This window comes from Xanthomonas sp. NCPPB 2632 (assembly GCF_041228075.2).
Classification (GTDB): domain Bacteria; phylum Pseudomonadota; class Gammaproteobacteria; order Xanthomonadales; family Rhodanobacteraceae; genus Luteibacter.
In genome coordinates, this window is record NZ_CM192979.1 from 688,874 (window position 1) to 711,259 (window position 22,386).

Below are 22,386 nucleotides of genomic sequence, written 5' to 3' on the forward strand. Positions count from 1 at the left end.
GGATCAGAAATTCGCGCCGATCGACAGCGTCGCGAAGTCGTGGTCGGCCAGCGTGTCGTACGTGGGATGCCCGAGATAGTTCGTGTAGGTGAGGTTGGCGAACCAGGTGGTGTCCAGGGTGGCGCCCACCCCCAGGGTGACCTGCTTGCGGCCGCCCACCAGCTGGCCGTCCACCGAATAACCGTGCACGTCCTGGCCCACGCCCAGGCTGGGCGACACCATCCAACCGTGTGCCACGGGATAGGCCAGCGCGGTCTTGAGGCGATAGCCCCAGGCGGACCGCGTGTAATAGCCGCCGTCGTGGCAACCCGAGGGATTCTGGATAGCTGGACAGGCGCCGCCGTAGCCTTCGCTGGAAAAGCCCCAGTGGAAGCCACGCCCGTAGCGCACGTCGGTCAGGCTGGGCAGGTCGGTATGGCTGTAGGCCAGCTCGGCGGCAAAGCTGCCGCTGGCCGCGCCCAGCACCCCGGTGAAGGCGCGCGTGGTGTTCAGCAGCAACTGCGTGCGGTCGTGGCGGTCGGAGCCGGCAAGCACGCCACCCGGTGGCAGGCGCGTGTTGCGTGCGCCGATGGGGCCGCCGCTGCGCGTCAGCGCGGCGAACATGTCGGCGGTGTTGATCTGCACCGGCAGGTCTTGCGTGTAGCTGGCCTCGCCCGCGATCTTCCAGGCACCCACGCGCGTGCTGGCGGAAACGCCCCAGAGACGGATGTCGTCGGGGTAATCCCACAAGACGTGGATGGAGGAAAGCCGTGCGGACAGCTGGGCGTCCGCCAATGGGGCGCCGGCGGCCAGTAGCAGCGGCACGACGGCGTTGTTCTGCTGCGTGGGATCGATCGTCGTGGCGTCGAGGATCGGCAGGCGCGAGTTGTAACGCATGTAGTACACGGCCAGGTTGGTCGCCGGGCGATCGAAGGTGTAGCGCAACGTGGCGCCGTACTGGCCGTGATCGCTGCCGTCGCGCGTATCCGCGCGGGGCAGCACGCCACCGACCGCGTACTGGTAGCCGTCGCTCAGCCATCGTCCCGCACCCGGGCTGTAGGCGTTGATCGGGTAATAGGCGTTGCTCTCGATACCGCCGCAGCCCGGATCCACGCCCAGGTCGGTGCCGGAGAAGAACGTGCCGCAGGGGTCCAGTTCGGCGGGTCGCCACTTCCACTGGTAGAACGCTTCCACGCTCCAGTGTGGATCGAAGGTCAGCTTGCCCCAGAGCATCTCGACCGGCAGTTGCGCTTCGGTGGCCGGATCCGTCCCGGGCCGGTGCAGCGTGGTGTAGTCGGTGGGATTCACCTGGTTCACGCCCTGCATGAACAGGCCCTCGCCCCATTTCACCGTCTGCTTGCCCAGCCGCAGGTCGAGCGCCGCCTGGTCGTCCAGCGCGAAATGGCCGTACACATACGCGTTGAGCCACATGAAACCGGAGAAGCGGTTGGACTTCGACAAGCCGCGGTCGTCCAGTGGCCGATCGGCGGCGAACGCACTGGCCCCGCTGCCCTGCGGCACGTCGTGGTGTTCGAGCGTGGGGTCGGACCAGACGCGCGCGCTGGCGGCGAGGCCGATGTTCTCGTACTTCAGGTCCAGTGCGCTGGTGACCTTGAACAGGCTGGCGTAGACATCGTTCTTGCCGTAGTTGAGGTTGCCGTCGTCGGCCGTGTCGGCGCCATCACCACCCTTGGGTTTGCCGTCGGATCGGAAGCCCTTGCCGACCAGGTGCTTCGACGGATCGTTCAGGCGCACGCCGGTCCCTGCCACGATGCGTGTCTTGAGCGTGCCCTGCACCTGGCCATCGGCGAGCGTGAATTCGGTGGCTTGCAAGGCGGTGGCGAACAGCGCCGTCAGCGGGGCCGCCGCGAGTAGCCATCGGCGTGGATGCATCGTTCGTTCCCTGGAAAGCTTGACGGCATTCTAGACATGGCAGCTATATTGGGCGCAAGGCGTCTGGACGTCCGTCTTCTGCGACTTTCGTCGCAGCTTTACTCGTTTCCCTCGTATCCGGCGAATATCGCTCATGAGTGCAACCCTTCCCGATGACACCCTCGACGCGCGCCCGCTGGATCGCCGCGATGCAAAAACGCTGGTGCTTTCCGCGCTAGGAGGCGCACTGGAGTTCTACGACTTCGTGATCTTCGTGTACTTCGCGAAGACCCTCGGCCACCTGTTCTTTCCGCCGGGCGGTTCGGACTGGCTGGCCCAGTTGCAGGCCTTCAGCCTGTTTGCCGTGGCCTACCTCGCGCGGCCGCTGGGCGGCATCGTCATGGCGCACTTCGGCGATCGCGTCGGCCGCAAACGCATGTTCACCCTCAGCGTGTTCCTGATGGCGGTGCCGACACTGTTGATCGGTGTACTGCCCACCTACGCCAGCATCGGCCTGTTCGCGCCGGTGCTGCTGACCTTGCTGCGCGTGGTGCAGGGCGTGGCCATCGGCGGCGAAGTACCCGGTGCCTGGGTTTTCGTGTCGGAGCACGTGCCTTCGCGTCGCAAGGGCCTCGCCGTGGCCAGCCTCTCCGCGGGACTCACCTTCGGCATCCTGCTGGGCTCGCTGCTGGCCGCCTACCTCAACGCGCACATGTCGCCCGAGGCGCTCATGGACCATGGCTGGCGCATCGCCTTCATCCTGGGCGGGGTGTTCGGTTTCATCGCGGTCTACTTGCGGCGCTGGCTCAGCGAGACGCCGGTGTTCGCGCGCATGCGCGAGCGCAGGCAGCTGTCCGAAGAACTTCCTGCGTGGGTGGTGGTGCGCGATCACCTGCCGGGCGTACTGCTGTCGATGGCCGTTACCTGGGTGCTCACGGCCGCCATCGTGGTCGTCATCCTGATGACGCCCACGCTGATGCAGACAGCGTTCCACGTCAATGCCACGAGGGCGTTCACCGGCGGCAGCATCGGCGCCTTCACCCTCTGCCTGGGGTGTGTGGGTGGTGGCTTGCTGGTGGATCGCCTGGGTCGCGGTCGCGCCATGCTGATCGCGTCGGTCGGCCTCATGCTCAGCACCTACGCGCTGTATTTCGACCTGCAGGCCGGTGGGGAACACCTGTATCCCCTGTACGCCCTGGCCGGAGTCTTCGCCGGGGTGGCCGGTGTCGTGCCCGCGGTGCTGGTCGCCGCCTTCCCGGCCGCGATCCGCTTCTCTGGCATTTCCGTGTCCTACAACGTGGCATATGCGATTGCCGGCGCAGTGACCCCCCTGGTTGTGGGCTACATGGCCGGCTCGGCTGGCGGCATGGGTCCGGCGCATTATGTTGCGCTGGTGTCGCTGGTCGGCGTCGCCGCCTCGGTCTACATGATCGTCGACAAGCGCCACGCCGTATCGTCCTGACGCCCGACGCGACACGGGGCTTCACGTCGATTTCATGCGGGTGACGGCGTGGCTCGCCGCGGCCTTTGTCATCCTGGTTGCGCAGCGGTCCGGGCTTGGGCATGCTTTCCTCATCGTGCGTCGTCCCTGGTGACGACCACGCCGGTTTCCCGCGTTCCCTTTCGCCCCCACACACGTCGCACCAGACCCCATGACTGATGTCATCACCCTCGGCTGGCGCGAACGGCTCGCACTTCCGTCGCTCGGCGTCACCGTCCTCAAGGCCAAGCTCGATACGGGCGCGCGCACCTCGTCGCTGCACGTCGAGTGGCTGGAGGTGGACGAGCGCGCCGATGGCGCATGGTTGCGTTTCCAGGCGCGGACCACCCGCAAGGGCGGGCTGTCCGACCCCTGCGAGGTGAAGGCCACCGGCCGGCGCAATGTCACCGACTCGGGCGGCCATCGCACCACGCGCTGGTTCATCGATACCGAGATCGAGCTGGCCGGTCGTCGCTTCACGGCCGAGGTGAACCTGACCGACCGCCGACACATGCTTTTTCCCCTTTTGCTCGGCCGGACGGCGCTCTTCGGACGTTTCCTGGTCGATCCCGCGCTTTCCTATTCGCAGACGCCGCGCCGCGTCGTCCGGGACCCTTCATGAAGCTCGCCATCCTGTCGCGCAACGCGCGGCTGTACTCCACGCAGCGGCTTGTCGAGGCGGCGCGCAAGCGTCGTCACACGGTACGCGTGATCGACCCCCTGCGTTGCTACATGAGCATCTCGCCCAGGTCGTTCGCCATCCATTTCAAGGGCAAGCCGCTGGGTCCGGTGGACTGCGTCATTCCCCGGATCGGTGCCTCCAGCACGTTCTACGGTACCGCGGTGCTGCGCCAGCTGGAACAGATGGGCGTGTACACACCCAATCCGTCGGATGCGGTGCTGCGCGCGCGCGACAAGCTGCGCTGCCTGCAGCTGCTGGCGTCCCGTGGCATCGACATGCCGCTGACCGCCTTCGGCGACAACCCCGACAACCCCGACGACCTGCTGGCCATGCTCGGCGACCCGCCGCACATCATCAAGCTCAACGAGGGCACCCAGGGTGCCGGCGTGGTGCTGGCGGAGAAGAAATCGGCCGCGCAGAGCGTGATCGAGGCGTTCCGCGGGCTGTACGCCAACTTCCTCGTCCAGGAGTTCATCCGCGAGGCCAACGGTAGCGACCTGCGCTGCTTCGTGGTCGGCAACGAGGTGGTCGCGTCCATGCAGCGCTCGTCCGCGCCGGGCGAGTTCCGGGCCAATCTGCACCGCGGCGGCAGCGCGGCCCAGGTGGAGCTGTCCGACGACGAGCGCCGTGTGGCGATCGAGGCGGCGTCGGCGCTGGGCCTGGAGGTGGCGGGCGTCGACCTGCTGCGTTCCTCGCGCGGTCCGCTGCTGCTGGAAGTGAATGCGTCGCCGGGCCTGGAAGGCATCGAGCGCAGCACCGGCGTGGACGTGGCCGGCGCCATCGTGGCGCACTGCGAGCAGCGCCTGGCCGCCCGGCCGGTCGCGCCGAAGCCACGCAAGCCCAAGGCGCCCAAGGGGTTAACAGCGATTTAAACGCCGCTGACCTATAAAGGTGCCACTGTGATTCCGCGGGGCGGAATGACGGTATCGGGGCAGTAGTTCTTTCGGCCCGGGCGGTCCTTCCGCCCGGGCCTCTCTTTTAGTGCTGTCCGCTTCACGGGTTCCCCGTTAAGCTTGCTGTCGCAATACTCTCAAGATTCACAAGAGCGACCGCCCAACGGAGTGCCGCATGCGCGTCCTGGTCATTGAAGACAACACCGACATCGCGACGAACATCGGGGATTACCTCGAAGATCGCGGCCATGTGGTCGATTTTGCCGGCGACGGCGTCACGGGCCTTCACCTGGCCGTGGTCCACGACTTCGACGTCATCGTGCTCGATCTCACACTCCCGGGCATGGACGGCCTGGACGTCGCCAAGAAATTGCGCCACGAGGCGCACAAGCAGACCCCCGTGCTGATGCTCACCGCCCGCGACTCGCTGGAGCACAAGCTCACCGGCTTCGAGTCCGGCGCGGACGACTACATGACCAAGCCGTTCGCCCTGCAGGAACTGGCGGCCCGGCTGGAGGTGCTGGCACGCCGGGGCAAGGGCCCGCAGAGCCGCGTGCTCAAGGTCGGCGGCCTCACGTACAACCTCGATACCCTCACGGTCAGCCGCGAGGGCAAGTCGATCCAGCTCAATCCGATCGGCCTCAAGCTGTTGCAGGCGCTCATGGAAGCCAGCCCGTCGGTGGTCACCCGGCAGGACCTGGAACAGCGGGTCTGGGGTGAGGAACTCCCCGATTCCGATTCCCTGCGCGTGCACATCCATGGCCTTCGCGCGGCGATCGACAAACCCTTCGAAAAACCGTTGATCCATACGCGTCACGGTATTGGCTATCGCATGGTCGATCCGGATGCGGTCCAGACGTAAGCTCCGTTTCCGCCTGATCGTCACGTTCACGCTGTTCGGGTTCGGCCTGAGCGCGCTGTTCGCGTACGCGGCCGTCAACATCCGCACCCGCGTCGAAGAGCAGCTGATCAACTCGGCGCTGCAGGACGAGGTGGACTCGATCAATGCCAAGGTGCGCGCCAATCCGGCGGAGCGCCCGCCGTTCGACATCATCAAGGGCGCGACCTTCAGCGACCGCACGCTCTACAAGGCGCCGCTGAACTGGCAGTCCTTGCAGACGGGCGTGCACGACGTCTACGAGGACGGCAAGGACGGCAAGCCCCGCCACTACAAGGTGGCCGTGCGGCGCGAGGACGGCATCATCAGCTTCATCCAGTTCGACGTCTCCCGCGACGAGCTAGGCAAGCGCCAGCTGGTCACCAGCGTGGTCGCGGCGGTGTTCCTGTTCGGGCTGTTCTCGCTGGTGCTGGGCGTGTGGTTGTCGTCGCGTGTGCTGCGCCCGGTGACCGATCTGGCCCGGCGCCTGCGCGACTTCCGCCGGGTGGGCAAGGCCGAGGCACTGGCCCCGCATTTCGCCGACGACGAGGTGGGTGAACTGGCCGTGGCGTTGGACGAATACGCCACGCGGCTGACCTCCGTGGTGGAGCGCGATCGCGAATTCAATTCCGATGTGAGCCACGAACTGCGCACGCCGTTGGCGGTCATCGCCAGCACCACCGAATTGTTGCAGGGCTCGCCCGACCTTACCGACAAGCTGCGCGAGCGGCTCAAGCGCATCGAGCGGGCATCGCGCCAGGCCACTGAGCTGATCGAGGCATTGCTGCTGCTGTCGCGCGCGGAACGCCGCGGCCCCACGCGCGGCGAGACCACCGACGTGGCCAAGGTGTCGGCGGACGTCATCGAGAGCCAGCGCCCCCAGATGGGCATGAAGCCCATCGAGATCGAGCTGATCGCGGACGGCAGCGTGACGGTCAATGCGCCGGCCTCCGTGCTGTCGGTGGCGCTGACCAACCTGATCGGCAATGCGATCAAGTACACGATGGAGGGCAAGGTCACCGTGCGCGTGCTCGACGGCCGCGTCGACGTGATCGATACCGGCCCCGGCATCAAGCCGGAGGACGCCGAAAAGCTGTTCCAGCGCGGCATCCGCGGCGAAAGCGCCACGGGCGGTGGTGCCGGCCTGGGCCTGGCGATCGTGCGTCGCCTGTGCGAACTGTATGACTGGGACGTGTCGCTGCGGCCGCGTCCCGACATGGCCGGCGCGATCTCGACCATCGATTTCCGCTGATCTAGCAACAGTCACTGTCACCAAGCTTTCATTTTACTGTCGCACCATCCGGGGCTCAACGGCGCGAGAAGTGCGGTCCTCAGGGGAGGAACATGCCACGGCGCCCGAGCATGTAAGGACGCCCCTTGTTCAAGTATTCCGCTTTGGCCGTTGCCCTGGGCATGGCCCTCGCCTCCGCCGCGTACGCTACGGATAACGACACCACCCCGCCGCCCGCGACCACCGGTGGCACCGCCGGACGCGAGAAGGCCCAGGACCTGGACACGGTGTCCGTCATCGGTAGCGGCGAGACGCGCCAGGTGCAGCGCCTGCGGACCACCGATCAGAAGGCGCTGCCGCCGGGCACCAGCCTGCAGAAAGTGCTCAACACCTTGCCGGGCGTCAATGCGCAGTCCGCCGATGCGCTGGGTACCAACGAGCAATCCATGACGCTGAGCCTGCGCGGCTTCAGTGGTACGCGCCTGGGATACACCCTCGACGGGATGCCTCTGGGTGACAGCGCGTACAACAACTACAACGGCCTGTCGATCAACCGCGCGCTGATCTCCGAAAACTTCGCCGGTGCGGAGCTTTCCGAAGGCATCGGCAACCTCGGTACGCCTTCCACGAGTAACCTGGGCGGCACGATCGCCTACAGCTCCAACGATCCGGCGAAGACGATGGGTGGCCGCGTGGCCCAGACCTTCGGCAGCGACGCCAACCGTCGCACCTTTGCGCGCTTCGACACCGGCGAGCACGACGGTTTCTCGATGTACCTGTCGGGCGCGCGCACCACGTCGGACCTGTGGAACCACCAGAGCGTATACAACGGTTCCACCACCAAGCAGTTCAACGGCAAGGCGGTGTGGGACTTCGACTGGGCGCGTTTCACCGCCTTCGCCGACACCTCGCGTACCTCGCAGGCGGATTATTTCTACCTGTCCAAGAGCGAGCTGGCGCGCGGGCTGGGTTACGACTGGGGTGGCTACGCCCCCAACTGGCAGCGAGCCATCGGCAAGGCGTACTGCAATGCCGGCACCCTGAATGCGCGGCGCTGCGACCGCAGCGGCGCGGACACGGATGCGGACGGTGCCTTCACCGCGGGGCAGATCCTGCGTGACGACAACCTGTACTACCTCGCGGGCGATTTCTTTCCCAGCGACACGGTGACCCTGCACGCCCAGGTCTACCATCACGAGGACGCCGGCGAAGGCCACAACTGGAACAGCGGTACCTACTCGTATCCGGGTACGCCGCAGCAGTTGCCGATCATTTTCCGCAACACGCTCTACACGATCAACCGCTCGGGTGCGATCCTCTCGGCCGCGTGGGACTTCGCCAACCATCATCTCGAAGGCGGCGTCTGGTACGAGCACAACATTTCCAGCGCCTCGCGCTACAGCAGCTATGTCACCAGCCCGCGCGACCTCAGCGGAAGGATCGACACCCAGCCCAACCTGGGCGTGTTCGACCAGCGCACGGTGTGGAACACGCGGCAGGCCTTCCTGCAGGACACCATGCGTTTCCTCGACGATGCGCTGACCGTCGACGTGGGCGTGAAGAGTCCGCATGTCACCTCCGACGCGCAAGCGCTGCCGGGCGTGGCCAGGACACCGATCAGCCCGACGTCCAACAACCAGTTCGCCACCGGCAAGCTGAGCGCGAGCAAGGCCTTGCTTCCGCAGTTCGGTGCGCGCTACAAGCTGGCGGAGGGCCAGGAAGTGTTCGCCAGCTTCGCCAAGAACATCGCCATGTTCCAGGGTGGTTTCAAGCTCGGTCCGCAGGCGGTCAGTCAGTCGATCTGGAACAGCCAGGGCGACCTGAAGCCGGAGAAGTCGCGCAGCCTCGAGGCCGGCTACCGTCTGGAGCGCGACGGCTTTGCCGCATCGCTGGCCGCCTACGATGTGCGCTTCGACAATCGCCTGCTGCAATACAACCCGTGCGATTCGCGCCAGCCGGTCGGCGCCAATTGCGGCAACCGCTTCTACAACGTGGGCGGCGTGAACAGCCGTGGCGTGGAAGCCACCTTCGTGTGGCAGCCGACCGATCACCTGCGCTGGTACAACTCCGCGTCGTACAACCGCTCCACCTATGCCGGTGACTACACGCAGGCCGGCGTGGTGCAGCACACCCGCGGCAAGACGCAGACGGACACGCCGGGGCGGCTGCTGGCCACGCAACTCGACTGGAACCAGGGCCCCTGGTTCGCCTCGTTGCGCGGCAAGTACACCGGTGAGCGCTTCTATACGTACACCAACGACCAGGGCTTCGGCGGCTTCACCACCTGGGATATGTCGGCGGGTTACGACTTCGGTGCGTTCTCCGTGGCCAGGGACGTGCGCCTGACGCTCAACGTGACCAACCTCACGAACAAGCGTTACGCCAGCAACCTGGACTCGAGTGCCTTCGTGCCGAGCGACCCGAACGGCACCGCCTATGTCTTCCACGCATCGGCGCCGCGCCAGCTGTTCGCCACGCTGGACGTACGATTCTGATGCGTCGGGTGATCGCGGGACTGGTTGCCAGCCTTGCGCTGGGTAGCCTGCCGGCACAGACCCTCGAGTTGCGTGTGCCTGATCTGGCAACGACGCCACTTCCGCGCAGCGTCGGAATGGGTGGCATCACCTATGTCGATCGCGGCCTGGTGGCCGCGGGCTCGCTGCCGGCGGGCACGGTGGATTTCCTCGGCGACACGCTGGGCTCGTTTTCGTCGCTGGCGATCCAGCCCGGCACCTGGAAACGTGAGGGCGATACGTACACCGGCGTGTTGTGGACCTTGCCGGATCGCGGGCGCAACGATCCCGAGCACCAGCTTTTCTTCGATTACCGTGGGCGCCTGCATCGCTTCAGGCTCACCCTGCGCCTGGGCGACACGCCGCAGCTGACGTTGCTGCCGGACGGCGGACGGGAACTGCGCGACTTCGACGGCCGGCCCTTCACCGGCGCCGAGCCGGGGCAGGGTATTCGCAGCGAGCATGGCGTCGTGTTGCCGTCGCCGGCGAAGGGAACGGGTGCCGGCAAGGTCTCGCTCGACGCCGAGTCGTTGCAGTTCACGCCCGATGGCGGTTTCTACGTCGGCGACGAATACGCGGCCAACGTGTATCGCTTCGACCCGCGTGGACGGCTCACCGGCATCGTGGCGCCGCCGGTCGCGGTGCGCCCGCGGGATGCCACGGGCCGCCCGGACTTCACGTCGCTGCGTCCGCCAGCGACCGGCCGGCGCAACAACCAGGGCGTGGAAGGCATGGCGCTGTCGCCCGACGGCACGCGCCTGTTCGTGGTGTTGCAAAGCGCGCTGGTGCAGGACAGCGCGCCCGGCGACGCGTCCGGCCGCACGCTGGCGCGCGTCGTCGTCTACGACACGAGCCGAACCGCGGCGCCGACGACGCCCATCGCGCACTACGTGGTGCGCCTGCCGTCCTACACCGATCGGGGTGACGGCGGCAGCCCGAACCGCACCGCGGCGCAGAGCGAGATCCGCGCCCTCGACGACCATCGCTTCCTCATGCTGGCTCGCGACGGTAGCGGCTACGGCGCCGAGGGCAAGCGGCCCATCGTCTTCAAGAGCGTCCTGCTGGTGGATACCGACGGCGCCACCAACCTCGCGGGTACGTCGTACGAAACCGGCAGCACGCCCGTCATCGATGCACGCGGCGTATTGCGTGCGGACATCCATACGGCCACCACCCTGCCGTTCGTGAACCTGCTGGATCCGGCCAACCTGGCCCGTTTCGGCCTCGGCGTACAAGCGGATGAGGCGGGCAAGGCACAACTGTCGGAGAAATGGGAGGCGATGGACCTGGTGCCCACGCTCGATCCAGCGCATCCCGACGACTGGTTTTTGCTGGTCGGCAACGATAACGACTTCATCGCACGGCATTGCGTCATGGACGGCCAGCGCTGCGATTCGGACATCGACAACGACAACCGCATACTCGTGTACCGGCTGAGCTTGCCGGGCATGCGTTCCTCCGTTGCTTCCCCCCACCGATAAGGGTCACGCGCATGATGAAACGTACGGTTCTCTCGCTGCTTTCGGCCAGCCTCCTGCTGGGCTCGTTCGCCAGCCACGCCAACAGCCCGGCCTATGTCGACAGCAAGGAATACAAGGTGCTGCTGGACGCGTCGCGCTTTGCCAGCAACCCGTCCAGCGCGGCCGGCACGCTGCTGCAGAACCTGTCCGCACGCCTGAGCGCGTTGGGTTTCGACAAGACGGTCGGTGGCGGTTTCAGCGCGGGCAACCGTGACACGCTGGCCTATTACGACACGGCGCACAGCTGCTCGCTGATGAAGGCGGGCTACTCGGTGCGCACGCGCGCCGGCGACGACCAGGACATCCAGTTCAAGTTCCGCCATCCGGACGAGGAACTATCCTACGCCACGGACGTGTCCGGCGTCGGCAAGAACAAGAAGACCAAGCTGGAAACGGACGTCACCCCCGGCGGCCTCGTGCTGGCGCATTCGACCAAGCAGGATGCGACGACCACGCCCGGCACGGTGGCGGACCTGATCAAGCAGTTCCCCGGCGCTTCCGCGTTGTCGTCGCTGTCGTCGTCCACGCTGTCGAAGGTGGCCGGCGTCACCGTGACCCAGCAGGAATACGATGGCCCGACCGCCGACCTGGGCCAGTCCGTGGCCGAGTTCACGCTGACGCTGTGGTACGTGGACGGCGCAACCACGCCGGCACTGGCCGAGTTGTCGTTCCGCGTGGACGCGGATGCGGACAAGTATTTCACCACGCCGGTGCTTCAGCGATCGCAGGTGCTGAATACGGCGATGGGCTCGATCGGCAACGGCTGGAACATTGCCAACGACGGTGGGAAGACGAGCTGGCTGTATGCCTATCGCTCGTCGTCGTTCCCGAACGGTTTCTGTAACTGATTCACCCCTGCGGCGGGCCTTCGTGGCAGCTGGTGGCGTTGCACAGGATCTCGATCGGTGCACCGCCACTGTCGCAACGGCTGAAGAAGTGGGCGTTGTCCCCGTCCACGCTGCGCACGCGCAGCAGGCGCTCGCACTGGTGGGCGGATGCCACATCCTGCGCGGCCTCGAACATCGGCTTGCCGATGCGGTTGTCCAGGGCGGCCAGGCCGTACTCGGTCTTCACTGGCGCGACTGGCGCGGCCATCGACGCTGATGAGGGCACCACCTCGCTTTGCGGCGCGGTCACGCGGGCTGCGACAGCGTCGGCATGGGTCGGCGCAACAGTGGCCGAAGCCGGGGCCGGGGCGACGATGGCGTCGTCGGGAGCCCGGAGCGTCGGCGCTTCGGTCACGAGCAGCTTGCTCTCGCGGACGCCTTTCTGGCCCTTGGTTTCGTCGACGCGGTGCAGCAGCGAACTGGCTGCCCACATGCCGACCTTCACCTCCTGCCAGACGTAGTACACCTGGCCCGCAGTGGTGGCCAAGGATAGGGTGGAGTCCGTTTCGCCCTTGGACGTAATGATGTGGTCGCCGCCGGGAACGGCAACTTCAAGGAAGCTGTTGGGACCGGTGTCGCCCACGGCGATGCCATCGACGAGGACCGGAAGCTTGATTGCGGTACCGAGGATCTCATTGCGGTAGATGTAGACCAAGGCCTTGTCAGGAACCGGTGCGAAACGCTTCGCCCTGGCATCGGCATCCTGGCCGGCCTTGTGTACGCTGGCGCAACCGCTGACGGCGCACGCGGCGGCTATCGCCCAGACGGCGACCTGCTGGATTTTCATTCGTTTTCCCCCTGTGGAATGCGGAACATCGCGCGCAGGGCATCCCCCTGCGCGCGATGTTTTATCACAACGGCTCGAGCCAGCCCCAGCGGTCGGTCGTCTTGCCGCTGAACAGCCCGAAGAACTGCTCCTGCAGGCGGCGCGTGATCGGGCCAGCCTTGCCGCTGCCGATCTGCTTGCCGTCGACCGAGCGGATGGGCGTGACTTCCGCCGCCGTGCCGCACATCAGGATCTCGTCGGCCAGGTAGAGGTACTCGCGTGGCAGGTCGCGCTCGACCACCTCGAGGCCGTCCTCGCGGGCCAGCGTCATCAGCGTGTGGCGCGTGATGCCCGTCAGGATCGACGCACTGGCCGGGGTGGTGTGCAGCGCGCCGTCGATGACCAGGAACAGGTTCTCGCCGGCACCCTCGCTCAGCAGACCCGTGGAGGCGAGCGCGATGCCCTCGCCGAAGCCGAGGCGGCGCGCTTCCCGCGCGATCAGCTGGCCGGACAGGTAGTTGCCGCCGGCCTTGGCACCGGCCGGGATGGTGTTGGGTGCGAACCGCTGCCAGCTCGACACGCAGGCGTCGATGCCGTTCTCCAGGGCCTCGGGACCGAGGTAGGGGCCCATGGGCCAGGTGGCGACGGCCACGTCGGTCGGGCAGTCGGCGGAGAGGCCGAAACCGCCCAGGCCTCGGAATGCGACCGGGCGCAGGTAAGCGGCCTGCAGGTCGTTCTTCTTCACCACCTCACGGCAGGCGGCCGCGAGTTCCTCGAGCGAATAGGGGATCTCGATGTCGTAGATCTTCGCGGACAGGTACAGCCGCTTGAGATGATCGGTCAGACGGAAGATCGCCGCGCCGTCGGGCGTCTTGTAGCTGCGGATGCCTTCGAAAACGGACGAGCCGTAATGCAGCGCGTGGGCCATGACGTGGACGGTGGCATCGCGCCAGGGCTTGATCTGCCCGTTCTGCCAGATCCATTCGGGGTAATTCTGCGACATGTGAGCGCTCCGGAGGGGACCGCCCATGATAACGGGTGCCAGGCGGCGGCACATGGCGCGTTGCGTCAGGGCGAGGCGGACGGCTGGGGGCGAGGACGCAGCCACAGGCATCCCGAATCGCGGACCACGTCGAAATGCGTGTGGCGCGTGGCCAGGCCGCCCCCGGGTACGGAGGTCGCGACGTCGATGCCGGCCGCCTCATCGCCATCCAGCGACACCAGCGGTTGGCGGATGAGTGCCTCGATGCCGCGGATGCCCTCGGCTGCGCTCTGGCCCGACGCGTTCCACAGCACCAGCCCACCGATACGATTGGCGCTTTTCAGGGCGAAGGCCTGGGCGATGCTTCCGCGCAGGTCGGCCAGGCTCTTGGCGCAGAGCAGCCCCACCGAGGCGCCATCGGCGACGGCGCCACCTGGCCGGGCCGACGTAGCCGCGGGCGGCAGGACCGGAGTGGCGCCGATGGTCCCGCAGGGCTGGTCAGTGAACGCCGGGCGCCCGTCCGTCCCCACGCAACGATGAATGGCCGTCTGCGCGGCGGCAGGCACGGCGATCGCGAGCAGGGTGCAGAGGGTGGGAAGGGCGCGCTGACGGTTCACGGGAGGCATGCGAGAAAGGGGGTGACCATCGTCTCCCACGACGCCTCCACGGACGGTGACGGACGGCAACGGAGGGCGAGGGGCGCGACCGGTCCGGTAGGGGGGCTCTGGTAAAGTGGCACATCCCACCACGCAGCGGCCCACACCTTCATGGCCCCGACCCCCGCCGACACGTCGCGCTTGCCGATCTCCCTGTGCGTCATCGCGCAAAACGAAGCCGACCGTATCGTCGCCTGCCTCGCCTCCGCCGACTTCTGCGACGACGTGGTCGTCGTGGACGGCGGCTCCCTGGACGCGACCGTCCCGCTGGCCGAAGCAGCGGGCGCGCGCGTGATCCACCGCCCGTTCGACGGCTTCCGTACGCAGAAGGATTTTGCCGTCGCCGCCGCGCGCAACGACTGGGTCCTTTGCCTGGACGCGGACGAATGGGTGGACCCCAGTCTTCGCGCGGCGATCCTGGCCCGCTTCGCCAAGGGCACCGGCGACACCGCCGCGTTCCGCATCGTCCGGCGCAACCGCTTCCTCGGCAAGGTGATGAAGCACGGCAACGCGGGCTCCGATCGTGTCGTGCGCCTGTTCGACCGGCGCACCGCGGGCTGGCACGGTGCCCGCGAGATCCACGAATCCGTCGTGGTCAAAGGCCGCACGGAAACCATCGACGGCTGGCTCGACCACGATCCCTACCGTTCGCTGTCGGCCATGCTGGCCAAGCAGGAACGCTACGCGCACCTCATGGCCGAAGAGGCCTTCGCCAGGCGCAAGCGCACGGGCCTGGCGCAGATCGTGCTCAGCCCCGCGTTCCGTTTCCTCAAGGGCTATGTCTTCCGTGGCGGCTTCCTCGACGGCTGGCGCGGGCTGATCTATGCCCTGCTTCGCGTGGAATACGTTCGCCGCAAGTACGTGAAGCAATACCTGCTGCAGAAGGGCTTCAAGCCCTGAGGGTCACCGGTCGAACAGGGCCGCGCGATCGCGCCAGGCCTTGTAGCGACGCACGGGATTGAGTGGTTTGCGACCAGGCCGCGCCGCGCCGCCGGCAAGCATGGCTTCGGTCGCATCGAGCACGCGCTCGCTCGAACGCCCGTCGCGGTAAGGGTGGATGTCGTCGCCGTGGGCCTCGAGTGCCGCCATCAGCGGTGCCGGGTGCGACAGCGCCACGTCGATGGCCGCATCCACCTCGGCAGGCGTCGCCACGTCCAGCATGAACGGCTCGGGCCGCCGGTTCGCCACGGTGACCACGGGTTTGTCCTGCACCGCGAATTCGTGGATCACCGACGAGGTGTCGCAGACCAGCACGTCCGCGGCGCGTTCCATGTCGATCAGTCGCTCGGCATCCAGGTAGCGCGCATTGGGCGCCTCCAGCGCGCGATAGGCCTGGATGAGTGCCGGCTCGGACTTCGGGTGCAGCGTCAGCAGCCAATGGCGGTCGCCACGGGCGATGAGCGAACGCAACGTCTCCCGCATCGCCGGTGCGCAACTGAGGCGATGACTGAAGGTGGAGGCGAACATCACCACCGGTCGACCATCACCTGCAATCAGTGGGCTGGGCTTGTGGCCGAACAAGGGATCGAGCTTGGGCCAGCCCGTCTCGACCACGGCAAAGTGGCCGTGCTGCGCCGCCAGTGCCTGGAAGGGCAGCGTCGTCGCCGGCCCCTGTGTCGTATACAGATCGAAGAAGCCGCGGATGGCGAAGTGGCCGCGATCCGGCTCACGCTTGTTCGCGTTGAAGCCGTGGAACACCTGCACCTTGAGCCCCGGGATGCCGGGTGGCGCCCAGTTCGCGGCGCAGAACGTGGCATCCGGTGCGAAGGCGCGTGCTTCGGACAGCTGGCGCAGGCGCACTTCGTCGTTGCTCAGCCGGGCCGCCACGGCATCGGTCGTCAGCCAGCGCACCGCGATACCCCGCGCCATGGCAGCCGCTGCCAGGGGGCGCAGGATCGGCAGCGCATAGGCTTCGGTAGCGAACATGACGCAGGCGCGCATGCAGGAATTCCTGGTGGGTCGGTGAACGGGCCGAAGTATAGAAGACGACGCCTCTATAACCGGTCGAGCACCGCCGTCGTCGCGCGTGCACGGTTGATTGTGTAGAAGTGCAGGCCCGGTGCGCCGCCGTCGATCAATCGGCGGCACAGTTCGGCGACCACGTCCGCCGCCAGTTCACGCACCGCTGCCGCGTCGTCGCCATGGGCCTGCATGCGCTTGACGATCCACCGCGGAATCTCCGCGCCGCACTGCTCCGAGAACCGGCGTAGCTGGCTGAAATTGGCGATCGGCATGACGCCGGGCACGATGGGGATACTCACGCCGAGGCGGGTCACGTCTTCCACGAAGCGGAAGTACGCATCGGCATTGAAGAAATACTGCGTGATCGCGCCATCCGCGCCCGCGTCCACCTTGTCCCGGAAATGGCGCAGGTCGGCCAGGGCGTTCTCCGCCTGCGGGTGCGTTTCCGGATAGGCCGCCACCTCGATGTGGAAGTGATCGCCGCTGTGCTCTCGTATGAAGGCGACCAGCTCCGCCGCATAGCGGAAATCGCCTGGCGTGGCCATGCCCGAGGGAAGGTCGCCGCGGAGGGCGACGATGCGCCGGCATCCCGAGGCCTTGTAGGTATCGAGCAGCTCGCCGATCTCGGCCCGCGTGCCGCCCATGCAAGACAGGTGCGGGGCCACTGACAGCCCGTGCTCCTGGCGCAGCTGTTTCACGGTCCTGTCCGTGTAGCTGAGGGTCGAACCGCCGGCACCGAAGGTCACCGAGACGTAGTCCGGCTCGCTCTTCTTGAGCCGGGCGACGGCGGCATCGAGCTGGACGCGCTGCTCTTCGGTCTTGGGCGGGAAGAATTCGAAGCTGATCGCAGGCATGGTCGGCATCCAGGAGGGTCGCCGTCATTGTATATATCTTTATATCTCGATGGAAAGATGCCTGTTAGGGAAGGTGCCTCCGCCCTGTTGCACGTCCGTTCAACCGGTAGCCTCTAGAAACAAGGCATCCAGGAGACCCGTCATGATCGCTTCCCTCGCACTCGCCACGATCATCGCTACCAAGGGACTCGCCGCCACCGGCGCTTCTCCTCGGGCGCCCACCGCCTGCCGCGCCGAAGACCTCGCCGTGCGCACCGACGCGGGCGACGGCGAATTCAACGGTATGTCACATGGCGGCACGCGGCTGATCGTGCGCAACACGGGTCGCACGCCTTGCCTGCTTCCCGGCCTGCCGACGGTCGTTTTTCTGGATGCCTCGGGCGCCGAGCAACCGACCCTACGCAACGCACCTCCCGGCATGCATCCCGGTCCCATCGTGCTGCCGGTGCGCCTGGCGCCGGGCACGGAGGCGGTGACCACCCTGCGCTGGATAAGTGGTGAGGTTTACGATCGGAGCCGCTGCTTCACCTCGGCGCGTGTCCGCGTCCGTTTCGGCGCTACCGCGGTGATCGAGGGGCCAATGCAGGCGCATGTGTGCGCGCAGGGCGATGCGCCGGCGAAGGTCGAGCAACCGCCGATGACATCGAAGCAATAGAAGGTTCGTCGCGCGTTACCGGAAAGGAGGCGTCGGGCGGTCACCCTCTGCTCCCGGGCAGCGGCCGCAAGCGGCCGAACTCGCTCAGAGGATGACCACCCAGCGCCTCATCGCCGCGCCCTACGAGGGACGATGGCTCTGGCTTCGGCTTCGGGACGGCCCCGGTCATGCGTGACGAACCATAAAAAAGGCGCCCGAAGGCGCCTTCCTTTTTCAACGATACGAACCGTCGATCAGTAGCGGTAGTGATCCGGCTTGTACGGGCCTTCCACCGGCACGCCGATGTAGTCGGCCTGGTCCTTGGTCAGCACGGTCAGCTTCACGCCGATCTGTGCGAGGTGCAGGCGAGCCACTTCCTCGTCCAGCTTCTTCGACAGGCGGTACACCTTCTTCTCGTAAGTATCCTTGTTCTTCCACAGGTCGATCTGCGCCAGCGTCTGGTTGGAGAAGCTGTTCGACATGACGAAGCTCGGGTGGCCATGGGCGCAACCGAGGTTGACCAGGCGACCTTCAGCCAGCATGTAGATGGCGTTGCCCTTGGCGAAGGTGTAGCGATCCACCTGAGGCTTGATCGTCTCGCGGGTGACATCCTTCGCGCCGTTAAGGCGATCGATCTGGATCTCGTTGTCGAAGTGGCCGATGTTGCAGACCAGGGCGTTGTTCTTCATCGCCGCCATGTGCTCGAGCGTGATGATGTCCTTGTTGCCCGTGGTGGTGACGTAGATGTCGCCCAGGCCCAGGGTCTCTTCGATCGTGGTGACCTGGAAACCTTCCATCGCTGCCTGCAGGGCGTTGATCGGGTCGATCTCGGTGACGATCACGCGGGCGCCGAAGCCCTTGAGCGAATGGGCACAGCCCTTGCCCACGTCGCCGTAACCGCAGACCACGGCGACCTTGCCGGCCACCATGAGATCGGTGGCGCGCTTGATGCCGTCGGCCAGCGACTCACGGCAACCGTAGAGGTTGTCGAACTTGCTCTTGGTGACCGAATCGTTGACGTTGATCGCCGGGATCAGCAGCTTGCCGGCTTCGGCCAGCTGGTAGAGGCGATGCACGCCGGTGGTGGTTTCCTCGGAGACGCCCTTCCACTCGGCGGCCACCTTCTTGAACCAGCCCGGACGCGCGGCGGCCGTCTTCTTGACCAGATCCTTGATGACCTGCTCCTCGTGGCTGCCGCTGGGGGTGTTGACCCAGTCGCTGCCGTCTTCCAGCTCCACGCCCTTGTGGATGAACAGGGTGGCGTCGCCACCGTCGTCCACGATCAGCTGCGGGCCCAGCTCACCCGGGTGGGTCAGCATGTCCAGCGTGCACTCCCAGTACTCCTCCAGCGACTCGCCCTTCCAGGCGAACACCGGCAGGCTGTCGGCGGCGAGGGCCGCGGCGACGTCGTCCTGGGTGGAGAAGATGTTGCAGGAGGCCCAGCGCACGGACGCACCCAGCTCGCGCAGGGTCTCGGCGAGCACGGCCGTTTCCTTGGTCACGTGCAGCGAGCCCGACAGGCGCACGCCCTTGAGCGGCTTTTCGTTGGCGTAGCGGGCGCGGATCTGCATCAGGCCCGGCATTTCCTCTTCCGCCATGCGGATGCGGCGGCGGCCGAGGGCGGCCTGCGAGATATCGCGGACCTTGAAATCGTCGAAGGCTTGGTCTTTGGTAACGGCGTTCATCTGGCGTAGCTCCGGGAGTTCACGGGGGCGCCGTTTGGTGGGACGCCGCGTCGAGCCTGGCCAGGGGACGATGCCCATGGTCGCAGCGCCCCTCGACGGGCAAAACGGTCCGGCGATTATATCGCGGAATCCGGATGCAAGGATGAACACGTTTTTCGGTACTCTCGGGGTTTCGTCTTACGTGAGAGTCCGATGGAAGCTGCGCGCGATCCCGAATTCCTGCCCCACGACGGCCCCCTGCGCGAGGACGTGCGCCGCCTCGGTGCCCTGGTGGGCCAGATGCTGGCCGAGCAGGGCGGTCAGCCCTTCTTCGAACGGGTGGAGCATGTACGCACCGCGGCCATCCACCGCCGGCGCAGCGGAGCCGCCGTGGACGCCCTGGCCGATACCCTGACCGGGCTGGAGGCCGCCGACGCGGAGTCCCTGGCCCGCGCCTTCGCCACCTACTTCCAGGCGGTGAACACCGCGGAGCGCGTGCATCGCATCCGCCGCCGTCGCGATTACCAGCGCGAGGGCGGGTCGGCCCAGCCCGAGTCGCTGGCCGCCGTGCTGGCCCGGCTGAAGAAGGACGGGGTCGGTCGCGAGGAGCTGGCTTCCCTGCTGGACCGGCTCGACGTGGAGCCGGTGTTCACGGCGCATCCCACCGAGGCGGTGCGCCGGTCGTTACTGGAGAAGGAACAGGAAATCGTGCGCGCGCTGGTCGACGAGTTCGATCCTTCGCGTACACCGCAGGAGCGCCGTGACGACGACGCGCGCATCCTCATGGCGCTGTCCTCGGGGTGGCAGACCGCCGAAGCATCGCCGGTGCGGCCCAGCGTCCAGGACGAGTTCGATCACGTCGGGTTCTATATCGCCCGGCCGATCTACCGCGTGCTGCCGGCCCTTTACGAGGCGCTGCGGCAGGCCATCGACGAGACCTATGGCGAGGGCATCACGATTCCCCGCCTGCTCCGCTTCGCCACCTGGGTGGGTGGCGACATGGACGGCAACCCCAACGTCAACGCCGACACCATTGCCGCCACGCTGTCCGCACAGCGCGCACTGGTGCTGGAGCGTTACCTCGAAGACGTCACGGCGCTGGGCCGCCTGCTCAGCCAGACCGACGATCGCGTGACCCTGGACGACACGCTGGCGCGGCGCCTGCACACCTACCGCGACGATCTTCCCGAGGCGGCGGCGCGCATCCGCCCGCGTCACGCGGACATGCCTTATCGCACCTTCCTGGCGTTCGTCGCGGCCCGCCTGGAGGCGACGCTGCACGAGGGGGCACAGGCCTACGCGGATGCCGATGCGTTCATCGACGACATCGCGCTGATCGAGCGAAGCCTGCTCGATCACGATGGCCGCCATGCCGGCGCTTATGCGGTCGGCCGCCTGCTGTGGCGCGCACGCACGTTCGGCTTCCATCTGGCTCGTCTGGACGTGCGTCAGGACGCCCGCGTACACGACGAGGCGCTGGGTGCGCTACTCGACGACGCCGAATGGGCGCAGCGCGACACCGGGGCACGGGTAGAGGCCCTGAGGCCGTATGCCTCCGGCGAGCTCGCCTTCACCGCCGGCGAAAGCCACGACGCGGCGGAGATGCTGCGTGCCGTGTTCGCGACGCTGGCGGACGCGCGGCAGCGCTACGGCACCGAGGCCACCGGCCTCTACATCATCAGCATGGCCGAAACCGCGGCCGACGTGCTGGCCGTGCTGGCGCTGGCGCGTCGGGGCGGTCTGGTCGACGACGGTCGCGTGCCGCTCGACGTGGCGCCGCTGTTCGAGACCATCGACGACCTCGCCGGCGGCGCGGCAACCTTGCAGGCGCTGCTGGACGACCCGGTCTACCGCGAACACCTGAAGGCTCGCGGCGATCGCCAGTGGGTGATGCTCGGTTACTCCGACAGCGGCAAGGATGGCGGCACGGTCGCTTCCAAATGGAGCCTGCAGCGCGCCCAGGTCGAATTGCTCGAGGTGGCCGCGAAGGCCGGTATCCGCGTGGCCTTCTTCCACGGTCGTGGCGGTTCGGCCAGCCGTGGCGGCTCGCGGATCACGCCTGCGCTGATGGCCTCGCCGCGCGGCTCGGTCGGCGGCGTGTTGCGGGTGACCGAGCAGGGCGAGGTGATCCATCGCAAATACGGGATCCGCGCGCTGGCCGTGCGCAACCTGGAGCAGACCCTGGGCGCCGTAATGCGGGCCTCGTTGCGTCCGCGCGAGACCGAGACCCGCGAGGCCGGCTGGAAGGACCTCATGGCCCGCCTGTCCGACGAAAGCCGCAAGGCCTACCGCGCTTTCGTCGATACGGAGGGTTTCGTCGACTATTTCCGCGGCGCCACGCCGATCGACGTGATCGAGCGCATGACCCTCGGCTCGCGCCCGGCGCGTCGACGCAGCATGAAGGGCGTGGAAGACCTGCGCGCCATTCCCTGGGTGTTCTCGTGGACCCAGTGTCGTGCGGTGCTCACCGGCTGGTACGGCCTGGGTAGCGCGCTGGACGCCGTGGCGAAGGAATGCGGCGAAGACGACCTGGTCCGCATGGCCCACGAGTGGCCGTTCTTCTCGACGATGCTCGACGATGTGGAGATGGTGCTGGCCAAGGCCGATATCGACATCGCGGAAGCGTTCTCGCGCCTGGCCGGGCCGCTGCACGAGCGGTTCTTCCCGATGATCCGCGCCGAATTCGAGCGCACGGTGGCCTGGGTGCTGAAGCTGAAGGGCGCCAGCGAGTTGCTGGCCGGTGACCCGCGGCTGGCTACATCCATCCGCCTGCGCAACCCGTACGTGGACCCGATGAGTCTCTTGCAGGTGGACCTGCTGCGCCGCTGGCGGGCGACGGAGGGTAAGGACGATGCGTTGCTCAATGCCCTGGTGGCCTGCGTCAATGGCGTGTCGCAGGGGTTGCAGAACACGGGGTGAGATCGGGCGCGCGAC

The 22,386-nt window shown here is 66.9% G+C and carries 18 protein-coding genes and 1 riboswitch; of the genes, 11 read left to right on the forward strand and 7 right to left on the reverse strand.

The genetic code is table 11. The features are described 5' to 3' along the window. Positions 1 to 3: 3 nt before the first annotated feature. A complete protein-coding gene (locus tag AB8808_RS03075) occupies positions 4 to 1,872 on the reverse strand; it encodes a DUF1302 domain-containing protein (protein ID WP_369926643.1) in 1,869 nt (622 codons plus the stop codon). 133 nt (positions 1,873 to 2,005) lie between these two features. Here AB8808_RS03075 and AB8808_RS03080 point away from each other — a divergent pair, with 133 nt between their 5' ends. The 8 genes from AB8808_RS03080 (at position 2,006) to AB8808_RS03115 (ending at position 11,895) form a co-directional block, all read left to right on the forward strand. Next, positions 2,006 to 3,313 (forward strand): MFS transporter, encoded by a 1,308-nt coding sequence (locus AB8808_RS03080; protein ID WP_369926645.1) that lies wholly within the window; start codon positions 2,006 to 2,008, stop codon positions 3,311 to 3,313. 190 nt (positions 3,314 to 3,503) lie between these two features. After that, positions 3,504 to 3,953 carry an ATP-dependent zinc protease family protein gene (locus tag AB8808_RS03085; protein WP_369926647.1) on the forward strand — a complete coding sequence of 150 codons (450 nt, stop codon included), beginning with the start codon at positions 3,504 to 3,506 and terminating at the stop codon, positions 3,951 to 3,953. Further along, on the forward strand, positions 3,950 to 4,885 hold the full coding sequence (gene rimK / locus AB8808_RS03090) for a 30S ribosomal protein S6--L-glutamate ligase (RefSeq protein ID WP_369926649.1): 936 nt from the start codon (positions 3,950 to 3,952) through the stop codon (positions 4,883 to 4,885). Before AB8808_RS03085 ends, rimK begins: the two co-directional genes overlap by 4 nt. Before the next feature lie 196 nt (positions 4,886 to 5,081). Then, positions 5,082 to 5,768, forward strand: a complete 687-nt coding sequence (locus AB8808_RS03095) for a response regulator transcription factor (RefSeq protein WP_036110317.1) — start codon at positions 5,082 to 5,084, stop codon at positions 5,766 to 5,768. Next, positions 5,752 to 7,035 (forward strand): sensor histidine kinase, encoded by a 1,284-nt coding sequence (locus AB8808_RS03100; protein ID WP_369926651.1) that lies wholly within the window; start codon positions 5,752 to 5,754, stop codon positions 7,033 to 7,035. The genes AB8808_RS03095 and AB8808_RS03100 overlap by 17 nt, the downstream gene beginning before the upstream one ends. A 161-nt stretch (positions 7,036 to 7,196) precedes the next feature. Further along, positions 7,197 to 9,509, forward strand: a complete 2,313-nt coding sequence (locus AB8808_RS03105; RefSeq protein WP_369931322.1) for a TonB-dependent receptor — start codon at positions 7,197 to 7,199, stop codon at positions 9,507 to 9,509. Then, complete coding sequence (locus AB8808_RS03110; RefSeq protein ID WP_369926653.1) at positions 9,509 to 11,008, forward strand: esterase-like activity of phytase family protein; 1,500 nt, start codon at positions 9,509 to 9,511, stop codon at positions 11,006 to 11,008. Before AB8808_RS03105 ends, AB8808_RS03110 begins: the two co-directional genes overlap by 1 nt. An 11-nt stretch (positions 11,009 to 11,019) precedes the next feature. Beyond that, positions 11,020 to 11,895, forward strand: a complete 876-nt coding sequence (locus AB8808_RS03115; RefSeq protein WP_369926655.1) for a hypothetical protein — start codon at positions 11,020 to 11,022, stop codon at positions 11,893 to 11,895. Between the two features lies 1 nt (position 11,896). Here the strand turns inward: AB8808_RS03115 and AB8808_RS03120 are convergent, their stop codons facing one another. From AB8808_RS03120 to AB8808_RS03130, 3 genes are all read right to left on the reverse strand, one after another. Then, positions 11,897 to 12,721: a DUF2846 domain-containing protein gene (locus AB8808_RS03120; RefSeq protein WP_369926657.1), complete on the reverse strand. Its 825-nt coding sequence runs from the start codon at positions 12,719 to 12,721 to the stop codon at positions 11,897 to 11,899. Positions 12,722 to 12,785: 64 nt separating this feature from the next. Continuing rightward, positions 12,786 to 13,703, reverse strand: coding sequence for a branched-chain amino acid transaminase (locus AB8808_RS03125; RefSeq protein ID WP_369926659.1), 918 nt, complete (start codon positions 13,701 to 13,703; stop codon positions 12,786 to 12,788). A 65-nt stretch (positions 13,704 to 13,768) separates the two neighbouring features. Beyond that, positions 13,769 to 14,299 (reverse strand): DUF4124 domain-containing protein, encoded by a 531-nt coding sequence (locus tag AB8808_RS03130; protein ID WP_369926661.1) that lies wholly within the window; start codon positions 14,297 to 14,299, stop codon positions 13,769 to 13,771. A 150-nt stretch (positions 14,300 to 14,449) separates the two neighbouring features. Here AB8808_RS03130 and AB8808_RS03135 point away from each other — a divergent pair, with 150 nt between their 5' ends. Further along, on the forward strand, positions 14,450 to 15,238 hold the full coding sequence (locus AB8808_RS03135) for a glycosyltransferase family 2 protein (RefSeq protein WP_369926663.1): 789 nt from the start codon (positions 14,450 to 14,452) through the stop codon (positions 15,236 to 15,238). A 3-nt stretch (positions 15,239 to 15,241) separates the two neighbouring features. Here the strand turns inward: AB8808_RS03135 and AB8808_RS03140 are convergent, their stop codons facing one another. Both AB8808_RS03140 and metF read right to left on the reverse strand, forming a co-directional pair. Then, the gene (locus AB8808_RS03140; RefSeq protein ID WP_369926665.1) at positions 15,242 to 16,279 is read right to left on the reverse strand and encodes a CDP-glycerol glycerophosphotransferase family protein; all 1,038 of its coding nucleotides are present in this window, start codon (positions 16,277 to 16,279) and stop codon (positions 15,242 to 15,244) included. 53 nt (positions 16,280 to 16,332) lie between these two features. Further along, positions 16,333 to 17,154, reverse strand: a complete 822-nt coding sequence (gene metF, locus AB8808_RS03145; RefSeq protein ID WP_369926667.1) for a methylenetetrahydrofolate reductase [NAD(P)H] — start codon at positions 17,152 to 17,154, stop codon at positions 16,333 to 16,335. Between the two features lie 142 nt (positions 17,155 to 17,296). On the opposite strand from metF, the gene AB8808_RS03150 reads away from it, so the two are divergent. Continuing rightward, positions 17,297 to 17,809: a DUF4232 domain-containing protein gene (locus tag AB8808_RS03150; RefSeq protein WP_369926669.1), complete on the forward strand. Its 513-nt coding sequence runs from the start codon at positions 17,297 to 17,299 to the stop codon at positions 17,807 to 17,809. Between the two features lie 233 nt (positions 17,810 to 18,042). On the opposite strand, the gene ahcY is transcribed toward AB8808_RS03150, so the two are convergent. Further along, positions 18,043 to 19,473 carry an adenosylhomocysteinase gene (gene ahcY, locus AB8808_RS03155; protein WP_369926671.1) on the reverse strand — a complete coding sequence of 477 codons (1,431 nt, stop codon included), beginning with the start codon at positions 19,471 to 19,473 and terminating at the stop codon, positions 18,043 to 18,045. Positions 19,474 to 19,491: 18 nt separating this feature from the next. After that, positions 19,492 to 19,573, reverse strand: a riboswitch (S-adenosyl-L-homocysteine riboswitch). A 92-nt stretch (positions 19,574 to 19,665) separates the two neighbouring features. Between ahcY and ppc the strand changes: the two genes are divergently transcribed. Continuing rightward, positions 19,666 to 22,371, forward strand: a complete 2,706-nt coding sequence (gene ppc, locus AB8808_RS03160; RefSeq protein WP_369926673.1) for a phosphoenolpyruvate carboxylase — start codon at positions 19,666 to 19,668, stop codon at positions 22,369 to 22,371. Positions 22,372 to 22,386 lie beyond the last annotated feature (15 nt).

Bases quoted from the DNA above. Each gene is read 5' to 3' on its own strand.
- ppc (WP_369926673.1), top strand. From the start codon at position 19,666: ATGGAAGCTGCGCGCGATCCCGAATTCCTGCCCCACGACGGCCCCCTG.
- ahcY (WP_369926671.1), bottom strand. From the start codon at position 19,473: ATGAACGCCGTTACCAAAGACCAAGCCTTCGACGATTTCAAGGTCCGC.
- AB8808_RS03115 (WP_369926655.1), top strand. From the start codon at position 11,020: ATGATGAAACGTACGGTTCTCTCGCTGCTTTCGGCCAGCCTCCTGCTG.
- AB8808_RS03135 (WP_369926663.1), top strand. From the start codon at position 14,450: ATGGCCCCGACCCCCGCCGACACGTCGCGCTTGCCGATCTCCCTGTGC.
- AB8808_RS03085 (WP_369926647.1), top strand. From the start codon at position 3,504: ATGACTGATGTCATCACCCTCGGCTGGCGCGAACGGCTCGCACTTCCG.
- AB8808_RS03120 (WP_369926657.1), bottom strand. From the start codon at position 12,721: ATGAAAATCCAGCAGGTCGCCGTCTGGGCGATAGCCGCCGCGTGCGCC.
- AB8808_RS03140 (WP_369926665.1), bottom strand. From the start codon at position 16,279: ATGCGCGCCTGCGTCATGTTCGCTACCGAAGCCTATGCGCTGCCGATC.
- AB8808_RS03075 (WP_369926643.1), bottom strand. From the start codon at position 1,872: ATGCATCCACGCCGATGGCTACTCGCGGCGGCCCCGCTGACGGCGCTG.
- AB8808_RS03080 (WP_369926645.1), top strand. From the start codon at position 2,006: ATGAGTGCAACCCTTCCCGATGACACCCTCGACGCGCGCCCGCTGGAT.
- AB8808_RS03125 (WP_369926659.1), bottom strand. From the start codon at position 13,703: ATGTCGCAGAATTACCCCGAATGGATCTGGCAGAACGGGCAGATCAAG.
- metF (WP_369926667.1), bottom strand. From the start codon at position 17,154: ATGCCTGCGATCAGCTTCGAATTCTTCCCGCCCAAGACCGAAGAGCAG.
- AB8808_RS03110 (WP_369926653.1), top strand. From the start codon at position 9,509: ATGCGTCGGGTGATCGCGGGACTGGTTGCCAGCCTTGCGCTGGGTAGC.
- AB8808_RS03095 (WP_036110317.1), top strand. From the start codon at position 5,082: ATGCGCGTCCTGGTCATTGAAGACAACACCGACATCGCGACGAACATC.
- AB8808_RS03105 (WP_369931322.1), top strand. From the start codon at position 7,197: ATGGCCCTCGCCTCCGCCGCGTACGCTACGGATAACGACACCACCCCG.
- AB8808_RS03100 (WP_369926651.1), top strand. From the start codon at position 5,752: ATGCGGTCCAGACGTAAGCTCCGTTTCCGCCTGATCGTCACGTTCACG.
- AB8808_RS03150 (WP_369926669.1), top strand. From the start codon at position 17,297: ATGATCGCTTCCCTCGCACTCGCCACGATCATCGCTACCAAGGGACTC.
- rimK (WP_369926649.1), top strand. From the start codon at position 3,950: ATGAAGCTCGCCATCCTGTCGCGCAACGCGCGGCTGTACTCCACGCAG.